The organism is Haladaptatus sp. W1 (genome assembly GCF_001723155.1).
GTDB classification, from domain to species: domain Archaea; phylum Halobacteriota; class Halobacteria; order Halobacteriales; family Haladaptataceae; genus Haladaptatus; species Haladaptatus paucihalophilus.
Genome location: NZ_MEIH01000070.1, coordinates 1 through 8,572 on the forward strand (window position 1 = coordinate 1; position 8,572 = coordinate 8,572).

Consider the following 8,572-nt stretch of genomic DNA (forward strand, 5'->3'; position numbering starts at 1 on the left):
GACGACGACGCTCAACCACCTCCTCCGCGAGAGCGACGACAGGGACATCGCCGTGCTCGTCAACGACATGGGCGAGATAAACATCGACGCCGAACTCCTCCAGGGCGGGACGGAACTCGTCGCGGACGAGGGCGTCGCGGAGCTCTCGAACGGGTGTATCTGCTGTGAACTGCAGGACGACCTCCGAACCGAAGTCACCCGCCTCGCGCGTGAGTGGGAGTTCGACACGCTCGTCGTGGAGTCCTCGGGCATCAGCGAACCCGCTCCCATCGCCCGACTGTTTACGACCGAATCCCGCGTCGCGGCGCGCTACGACGTCGATACGACCGTCACCGTCGTCAGCGCGCGGCAGTTCGACGAGTTCTTCGCCGACGGCGCGCCGGTCGAGCGCACAGAAACCGAGGACGGCGACACGCGCCCCCTCTCGGACCTCGTTATCGAACAGATAGAGTTCTGTGACGTGCTGTTGCTCAACAAATGCGACCTCGTGGACGCGGACCGTCTGGACGAAATCGAGGCCACCTTACGCGCACTGCAACCGCGCGCGGAACTGATTCGAACCGAACACGGCCGGGTGTCCCCCGACCGCATCCTCGACCGCGGACTGTTCGACCTCGCGACGTGACCGACTCCGCCGGATGGAAACGGGCGATGGACCACGCCGACCACGACGAAGCGCACGGTCACGACGAACACGACGAACACGAGACTCACGCCCACGACGCTCACGACCATTCCAACCACCGTCATCCGCAGGAGGCCTACGGTATCTCGTCGGTCTCGTACCGAAGCCCCCGACCGCTTCACCCCGCTCGGTTTCACGACTTCTTCGAGTCGCTCCCGAACGGCATCGTCCGCGCCAAGGGAACGTTCTGGGTCGCCGGACGGGACGATGTGAAACTGGAGTACGGACAGGCCGGGGCCGCCGCCCGCGTGGAAGTCGCGGGCCGTGGATCGCCAGCCTTCCGAAATCGACCAGGACCTCTACCGGAGCAACCGCTCTGCGACCTACTGGGACGAGGAGTGGGGCGACCGCCGGACCCAACTCGTCTTCATCGGAAGCGACGTGGATGAGGCGGCCATCACCGCCGCACTCGACGACTGCGTGCTGACCGACGCGGAGATGGACGAGGACTGGGACACGTTCGACAACCCGTTCCCCGAGGACGAGGGCGAACTGTTGATAGTCGGCGAATAGTCGCGTTTCGGTGCCCCAGCGAGGCCTGTCACCGCGTCCCGCGGCTTCGCTCGTATCGTTAGCTTATAGCCCCTTCCCGCGCACGAATCGCATATGACTATCGAAAAACGAGGTGACGCCCACCTCATCACGCACGCGATGGCGAAGGACACCCTCTCGAAGATTCGGGACGAGGAGACCGAACAAGTCGGTTTCCGCAAGGGACTCGTAAAACTCGCCGCATCTGTGGTTACGAAATCATCGACGGCGCGATGGACACCGAGTACGTCTCCATCGATACGCCGCTGACCGAGACGACGGGCGAGCGCGTCAAAGGGTTGGACGACGTGGTTATCATCAACGTGCTCGCGCCGTCGATGATTTCGTAACCACAGATGCGGCCGAGTTTTACGAGTCCCTTGCGGAAACCGACTTGTTCGGTCTCCTCGTCCCGAATCTTCGAGAGGGTGTCCTTCGCCATCGCGTGCGTGATGAGGTGGGCGTCACCTCGTTTTTCGATAGTCATATGCGATTCGTGCGCGGGAAGGGGCTATAAGCTAACGATACGAGCGAAGCCGCGGGACGCGGTGACAGGCCTCGCTGGGGCACCGAAACGCGACTATTCGCCGACTATCAACAGTTCGCCCTCGTCCTCGGGGAACGGGTTGTCGAACGTGTCCCAGTCCTCGTCCATCTCCGCGTCGGTCAGCACGCAGTCGTCGAGTGCGGCGGTGATGGCCGCCTCATCCACGTCGCTTCCGATTGAAGACGAGTTGGGTCCGGCGGTCGCCCCACTCCTCGTCCCAGTAGGTCGCAGAGCGGTTGCTCCGGTAGAGGTCCTGGTCGATTTCGGGAAGGCTGGCGATCCACGGCCCCGCGACTTCCACGCGGGCGGCGGCCCCCGGCCTGTCCGTACTCCAGTTTCACATCGTCCCGTCCGGCGACCCAGAACGTTCCCTTGGCGCGGACGATGCCGTTCGGGAGCGACTCGAAGAAGTCGTGAAACCGAGCGGGGTGAAGCGGTCGGGGGCTTCGGTACGAGACCGACGAGATACCGTAGGCCTCCTGCGGATGACGGTGGTTGGAATGGTCGTGAGCGTCGTGGGCGTGAGTCTCGTGTTCGTCGTGTTCGTCGTGACCGTGCGCTTCGTCGTGGTCGGCGTGGTCCATCGCCCGTTTCCATCCGGCGGAGTCGGTCACGTCGCCGAGGTCGAACAGTCCGCGGTCGAGGATGCGGTCGGGGGACACCCGGCCGTGTTCGGTTCGAATCAGTTCCGCGCGCGGTTGCAGTGCGCGTAAGGTGGCCTCGATTTCGTCCAGACGGTCCGCGTCCACGAGGTCGCATTTGTTGAGCAACAGCACGTCACAGAACTCTATCTGTTCGATAACGAGGTCCGAGAGGGGGCGCGTGTCGCCGTCCTCGGTTTCTGTGCGCTCGACCGGCGCGCCGTCGGCGAAGAACTCGTCGAACTGCCGCGCGCTGACGACGGTGACGGTCGTATCGACGTCGTAGCGCGCCGCGACGCGGGATTCGGTCGTAAACAGTCGGGCGATGGGAGCGGGTTCGCTGATGCCCGAGGACTCCACGACGAGCGTGTCGAACTCCCACTCACGCGCGAGGCGGGTGACTTCGGTTCGGAGGTCGTCCTGCAGTTCACAGCAGATACACCCGTTCGAGAGCTCCGCGACGCCCTCGTCCGCGACGAGTTCCGTCCCGCCCTGGAGGAGTTCGGCGTCGATGTTTATCTCGCCCATGTCGTTGACGAGCACGGCGATGTCCCTGTCGTCGCTCTCGCGGAGGAGGTGGTTGAGCGTCGTCGTCTTGCCCGCACCGAGGTTACCGCTCAGAATTGTGACCGGAATGGACCCCTGATTCATTCGTTATCGTGGCACAGGCATTCCAGCGTGTTAAGTGGCCACAATCGAACCGCGGGTTGACCGCCCCGCTTAAATAGCGAGGACGTCACTGTGTGGGTATGTCTCTCGCGGACCAAATCGAGACGTTCCGTCGCTCCGTCGAGGAGTGGCTTCGGGGGCTCTATCACGGGATGATTTCGCATCCCGCGTACGAACTGATAGAGAAGGAGGCCGAGGATTTGGAGGACGAATTCATGCTCGCGTGCTTCCCCGACGTCTTCGGGGTACCGAGTCCCGTTTCGTACTACACCGCCGAACTGCTCCCCTACTTGACCGACGAGTTCGAGGCGTGGGAGCGTCGGATGTGGGACCGCGAATCGCTCGTCGAACGCAAAGGCCAACAGTATCACTTCTAACATGCGAAAGTTCGTGTTTTTCGGCGGCAAAGGCGGTGTGGGAAAAACTACGGTTTCCAGCGCGTACAGCCTGAAATGCGCCCGTTCGGGGCTAAAGACGCTCGTCGTTTCGACCGACCCGGCACACAGCACGTCGGACGTGTTCGACCAGCAGTTCGACGACGACCCGCGGTCCGTGGACGGCATCGAGAACCTCTGGGCGATGGAAATCGACCCCGAGACGGAAGTCGAAAACCACCTGATGGAGATAAAACGCTCGCTGGGCGACCACGTGAGCGCGGGGTTGGTGAACGCCATCGACCGACAGGTCGAGATGGCCCACCAGACACCGGGTGCCCACGAGTCGGCGCTGTTCGACCGATTCATCGACGTGATGCGGAACTCGGACGACTACGACCGCGTGGTCTTCGACACCTCGCCGACCGGCGGAACGCTCCGCCTCCTCTCGCTTCCCGAATTCCTCGAAGGGTGGATAGACCGTCTGCTTCACAAACGACGGCGGAGCATCGACCTGTTCGAGAAGGCCGCCATCGGCGACCGGGAACCCCGCCGAGTGGCGGAGGGCGACCCCATCATCGCCCGCCTGCAGGAGCGAAAGGAGAACTTCGAGTTCGCGGGCGAGGTGTTGCGAAACGACGCGGCGTTCTTCCTCGTCCTCAACCCCGACGAACTGTCGATTCGAGAGACCGGCAGGGCGGTCGAAGAACTGACGGAATCCGGGTTGCCCGTGTCGGGACTCGTCATCAACAAGGTGACGCCGGAACCGGACGAGGACGAGACGGGACGGGGCGCGACGTATCTCCGCGACCGCTGTCGGACCGAACGTGAACGAATCGAACACATCCGCGAGTCGTTCGACGAACCGGTGGTCGCGGTTATCGAATCGCGGGTGTCGGAAGTGAAAGGAACGCTGTTGGAAGAGGTCGCGGACGAATTGAACGTCGAGGTCGAAGCGGCGGCGGCCGAATAATCGAAATCTCACCTGTCAAAAACAACGATACATCGTTCCGAAAACGACGATTAGAGGCGTACCACACCGCCGAGAGTAAAGGAACACTTATTGTGCATCATCAATCCATTTGTTATGAGGCACAATACCATGGCGACTGCAATCATATGGCTAGTACTCGGCGTACTGGTACTTTTCAGCATAGGGTATCTAACCTATTCACGATATCTCGCACAGTTCGTAGAATTGGATGACAGCCGGGAGACACCGGCGCACAAATACGAAGACGGGCAGGAATACGTGCCCGCGAAGAAGCCCGTGTTGTTAGGGCATCACTATTCCAGTATTGCAGGAGGCGCACCAATCGTCGGGCCGATAACGGCGGGCGTGATTTGGGGTTGGATTCCGGCGTTGTTGTGGATCGCCATCGGGAATCCGCTCCTCGGCGCGACCCACGACTTCATCGCGTTGTCGAGCAGTCTCCGCCACGAAGGGAAGTCCATCGGGTACATCATCGGGGAGTACGTCGGCGAGCGCGGCAAGAACATGTTGCTGTGGTTCGCGTTCCTGACCATCATCCTCGTCGTCGGCGTATTCGCGTTCGTCGTCGGCGTCGTGTTCGAGGCGTACCCGAGCGCCGCGACGGCGAGCATCCTGTACATCGCGCTGGCCGTCGTGTTCGGGGTGTACCTGTACCAACTCAACCTACCCTTCGGGCCGGGAACCGTCGTCTTCGTCATCGGCGTGTTCGCCAGCGTCTTCGTCGGGCAGGCGTACCCGATCGAACTCGCGGCGGAAACGTGGGTTCCCATCATTTTGGTCTACGCGTTCATCGCCAGCGTCCTGCCGGTGTGGACGCTCCTGCAACCGCGTGACTACCTATCGTCGTTCCTGCTGTACGCGGGCGTCGGCGGCGCGCTGTTGGCGGTCATCGTCGGAACCGTCGGTGGCTGGCTCGGTATCGGCGCGATCACGCCGACGGAACCGCTCACCGTGAACATTTCCGGCTACAACGGATTCATGGGCGTCACCGACCAACCCCTCTTCCCGCTGTTGTTCATCACTATCGCGTGCGGAACCATCAGCGGCTTCCACTCGCTCGTCTCGTCCGGGACGACTTCGAAACAGCTCAACCGGGAATCGGACGCACGAGTCATCGGCTACGGTGGCATGCTCGGTGAGGGCCTTCTCGCAACGCTCGCACTCTCGACCGTCGCACTGGTCGGCTTCACCAAGGCTGGCGGCGGTGTCGGCCAGGCGCTTCCCAACTTCGCACAGGGTGGCGGCATCATGCTCACGAGTTTCGGCATTCCGGCCGACTTCGGCGGGCCGTTCATGGCGCTCGTCATGGTGAGTTTCCTGCTCACCTCGACCGACACGGCGCTTCGCCTCGGTCGCTACATGTTCGAAGAAATCGTCGGGACGCCCGAAACGCAAGTGCAGAGCGTCGCGTCGAACCGGTATTTCAACGCGGGTATACAGTGTCTAATTGCGTACGCGCTCGTCGCCTCCGGCACGTGGTCGGACCTCTGGCCCCTGTTCGGCGGCGCGAACCAACTGCTCGCGGCGTTGGCGCTACTGACCGCGACGGTCTGGCTCGCCAACTGGGACAAGAGCAAACAGCTCATCAGCACGGGCGTTCCGATGGCGGCGATGACGTTCGTCACCATCCTCGGACTGCTGTACCTCGCACTCTACCAGAACGTCTGGCAGAAGTTCGTCAATGGTGGAGACATGGCGCTCGGAAGCGCACTGTCCGCGGGGGTACAAACGATAATCGCGCTCGTCCTCGTCGGACTCGCGCTCTCGTTGGTCCGCATCGGCTATGAAAATATCACGTCGGCGCGGAGCGAACCGGGTGGCACACCGGTGACGGACGGCGGTGAATCGGACGACTAAGGTTTGAGTCGCCGCACGACACGGTGTAGCAATCCCGATTTTTCGGACACCAACGGTTGCCAGAGAGCGAACGCTTTTCCGACGTCGGCGTTCTCGCTGGCGGCGAGCGTTTCGTTCTCCGGGGAGACGACGGCGAGGTTGACTTCGTACTGACCGTGCAGTCCGTATTTGAGGAGCGTTCGGTCGCTGAAATCGGAGACGAACTCGTCCACTTCGGTCGGCACGTCGGGGGCGATGACGACGAAGGTGAACGTCGTTCCGAAGTGTTCCTCGTCGGCCTCTATCCAGTCGTCGGCGAGTTCGTGGCCGAGGTCGACGAGCGCTTCGAGGTCAGTGACGCGGACCGAATCCGAACGCCGGACGAACAGGTGCTCTTCGGCGCTGTGGTTGGCGTAGTTGATGGAGCGGTGGAGGAACTGCTTCTGTGTCTCTATCAACAGCCGTCCGTAGAGCGTGAACGATTCGCCGTGAGTGGCGTACTCCTTTTCGAGGTCGTAGTTGACGAAGAGTCGGTCGCTCACCCGGTCTATGTACTCGTCGTCCCAGTCCGGGACGGGGTTCGATTGTCGTTCCGAGTCGTGAGACTCGATACCGCTATCCATACTGATTCGGTTGTGAGCGAGCGATAAATATCCGTTGTTGGCACGGGAGTCGGTACCGAGCCTCGTTATCATTTTATCACATTTGATACACTGTGACAGAGTGTGATGGAGGCAGACCCACTCGGTCGAGCGATACTCGACTACCAGCGCGGCGGACTGCGCGGTGACTGTGTGTACCGGGACGGCGCGGAGACGCGGGACGGGAATATCGAAGGGCACTACTTCACCCCACGGGAGGACTGGCGTGACGAGTGGCGAACCCTCCTCGCGTCGCTCGAACCACCCATCGTCGATATCGGCTGTGGCTCGGGACAGCACGCCGAATTTCTCCAAGAACGAGGCGAAGTCGTCGCCATCGACGTGAGTCCGGGCGCAGTCGAAGCCACCCGTAACCGTGGCGTCGAGGACGTTCGCGTGATGGACATGTTCGAGATGGACTTCCGACCGGACAGGTTCCGTTCCGCCCTCCTGAGCGGGACCCAACTCGGACTCGCACACTCCCTCGCCGGGGTACATCGACTCCTCTCGGAACTCGCTCGAATCACGGACGAGGAGGGCGTCGCCGTCGTGGACAACTACGACCCGACGGACCTCGCTCCGGACGACCTGCTGGGCTACAGGTCAGACCCGCGCCGCGGAATCGCCCACCGAACGTTTCACTTCGAGTACGACCGGGACGGCGAACGGGAGGTCGGACGAACCCTCCACTTCGTCCTCTTTTCGCCCGAGCGACTGCGGGACGTAACCGTCGGAATGCCATGGCGAGTCGCCGAGATACAGCCGAGAGAGGGATTCTACAAAGCCGTCCTTCGAAAGGAGAAACGGTGAGAGCGGGAGGCTAGTATTTCGGGGTAACACATAACATGGATGCGTCCGTACGCCGTAACATGGGTGGCAAACGGACGGAGGCGTGTGGTCGGTGCGGTCTTTCGACCGTCGTCGACGCGACCAGTGACGGTGAGACGCGCGACATCTACGGCGACGACCGAATCGAGGTGTCCGAGGACGAGATGCGGTCGGTGAGCGGACACGTCGAACTGCTCGGGCGCGCGAAAGACCGACTGAACGCGTTCGCGGAACGGGTAACGTACGGAAACATCGGAGACGAATAATTTTACGCTCGAAACGGTAACCCCCGAGAAAAGGCGCATGAGAGCCGCTGTCACGGACATTAGCGGTAAAAGATAAAACCCTGTGGAACTTACGAGCGAGTAATCGAATGGAAGAGAGCATCTCTGGCTTCAAACTTCGAGGTAGCTGGGGAGATATCGTCGAGCACGGAGAGCGCATCACGCAAGCGCTCCGTGAGGCGAACGTGTCGGGTAGCGCGTTCGAGGAGTGGGACGAGTGGCGGCCGAAATCGCACGAACGGCTCGGCGAAGACGTGGCCGAGAAGACCGCGGAACAGGCCCACGTCAGCGAAGGGAAAGGCGAGCAAGCGGGCGAGTCCCCCGACGACGACCTCCGAACAGCGGGAGAAAAACTGACCGAATCGTACGAAAAACTGGAAGAAGATGACACGGAAGGTGCCGTAGACAGGTGGCAGGACTCGGTGAACTACGTCGCTCGGGCCGCCGACTCGGCGGGGCGGAAGGCCATCAGGAAGGTCGAGGACACGGTGTATCAGAAGGTGATGACGCAACTCGCGCCGTACTACTTCGACAACGAACTC

Annotated in this window: 7 protein-coding genes and 4 pseudogenes; 8 read left to right on the forward strand and 3 right to left on the reverse strand. The window is 61.8% G+C overall.

Annotated elements, in window-relative coordinates; translation table 11 throughout:
* Positions 1 to 1,198, forward strand: a pseudogene (locus BG842_RS32940) (GTP-binding protein); the annotation flags it as partial.
* Positions 1,199 to 1,291: 93 nt separating this feature from the next.
* A pseudogene (locus BG842_RS27090) lies at positions 1,292 to 1,545 on the forward strand (uracil phosphoribosyltransferase); the annotation flags it as partial.
* Here the strand turns inward: BG842_RS27090 and BG842_RS32945 are convergent.
* Both BG842_RS32945 and BG842_RS03940 read right to left on the reverse strand, forming a co-directional pair.
* Positions 1,541 to 1,703: pseudogene (locus BG842_RS32945) on the reverse strand (uracil phosphoribosyltransferase); the annotation flags it as partial. The pseudogenes BG842_RS27090 and BG842_RS32945 overlap by 5 nt on opposite strands.
* Before the next feature lie 93 nt (positions 1,704 to 1,796).
* A pseudogene (locus tag BG842_RS03940) lies at positions 1,797 to 3,055 on the reverse strand (GTP-binding protein).
* A 98-nt stretch (positions 3,056 to 3,153) separates the two neighbouring features.
* Between BG842_RS03940 and BG842_RS03945 the strand changes: the two are divergent.
* From BG842_RS03945 to BG842_RS03955, 3 genes are all read left to right on the forward strand, one after another.
* The gene (locus BG842_RS03945) at positions 3,154 to 3,450 is read left to right on the forward strand and encodes a hypothetical protein (protein WP_007975999.1); all 297 of its coding nucleotides are present in this window, start codon (positions 3,154 to 3,156) and stop codon (positions 3,448 to 3,450) included.
* A 1-nt stretch (position 3,451) separates the two neighbouring features.
* Positions 3,452 to 4,420: a TRC40/GET3/ArsA family transport-energizing ATPase gene (locus BG842_RS03950; protein ID WP_069449766.1), complete on the forward strand. Its 969-nt coding sequence runs from the start codon at positions 3,452 to 3,454 to the stop codon at positions 4,418 to 4,420.
* 129 nt (positions 4,421 to 4,549) lie between these two features.
* Complete coding sequence (locus tag BG842_RS03955; RefSeq protein ID WP_069449767.1) at positions 4,550 to 6,298, forward strand: carbon starvation protein A; 1,749 nt, start codon at positions 4,550 to 4,552, stop codon at positions 6,296 to 6,298.
* Here BG842_RS03955 and BG842_RS03960 read toward each other — a convergent pair.
* On the reverse strand, positions 6,295 to 6,900 hold the full coding sequence (locus tag BG842_RS03960; protein ID WP_069449768.1) for a hypothetical protein: 606 nt from the start codon (positions 6,898 to 6,900) through the stop codon (positions 6,295 to 6,297). The two genes, BG842_RS03955 and BG842_RS03960, sit on opposite strands and share 4 nt — an antisense overlap.
* 105 nt (positions 6,901 to 7,005) lie before the next feature.
* On the opposite strand from BG842_RS03960, the gene BG842_RS03965 reads away from it, so the two are divergent.
* The 3 genes from BG842_RS03965 to BG842_RS03975 all read left to right on the forward strand — a co-directional run.
* A complete protein-coding gene (locus BG842_RS03965) occupies positions 7,006 to 7,728 on the forward strand; it encodes a bifunctional 2-polyprenyl-6-hydroxyphenol methylase/3-demethylubiquinol 3-O-methyltransferase UbiG (protein ID WP_069449769.1) in 723 nt (240 codons plus the stop codon).
* A 59-nt stretch (positions 7,729 to 7,787) separates the two neighbouring features.
* Positions 7,788 to 8,012, forward strand: a complete 225-nt coding sequence (locus tag BG842_RS03970; RefSeq protein WP_069449770.1) for a hypothetical protein — start codon at positions 7,788 to 7,790, stop codon at positions 8,010 to 8,012.
* Positions 8,013 to 8,119: 107 nt separating this feature from the next.
* Positions 8,120 to 8,572: DUF5828 family protein (locus BG842_RS03975; protein WP_069449771.1), on the forward strand; the 453-nt coding region annotated here is incomplete at its 3' end.

Excerpts from the sequence above, each read along its gene's own strand:
- BG842_RS03945 (WP_007975999.1), top strand. The coding sequence starts at position 3,154 with ATGTCTCTCGCGGACCAAATCGAGACGTTCCGTCGCTCCGTCGAGGAG.
- BG842_RS03950 (WP_069449766.1), top strand. The coding sequence starts at position 3,452 with ATGCGAAAGTTCGTGTTTTTCGGCGGCAAAGGCGGTGTGGGAAAAACT.
- BG842_RS03955 (WP_069449767.1), top strand. The coding sequence starts at position 4,550 with ATGGCGACTGCAATCATATGGCTAGTACTCGGCGTACTGGTACTTTTC.
- BG842_RS03960 (WP_069449768.1), bottom strand. The coding sequence starts at position 6,900 with ATGGATAGCGGTATCGAGTCTCACGACTCGGAACGACAATCGAACCCC.
- BG842_RS03965 (WP_069449769.1), top strand. The coding sequence starts at position 7,006 with ATGGAGGCAGACCCACTCGGTCGAGCGATACTCGACTACCAGCGCGGC.
- BG842_RS03970 (WP_069449770.1), top strand. The coding sequence starts at position 7,788 with ATGGGTGGCAAACGGACGGAGGCGTGTGGTCGGTGCGGTCTTTCGACC.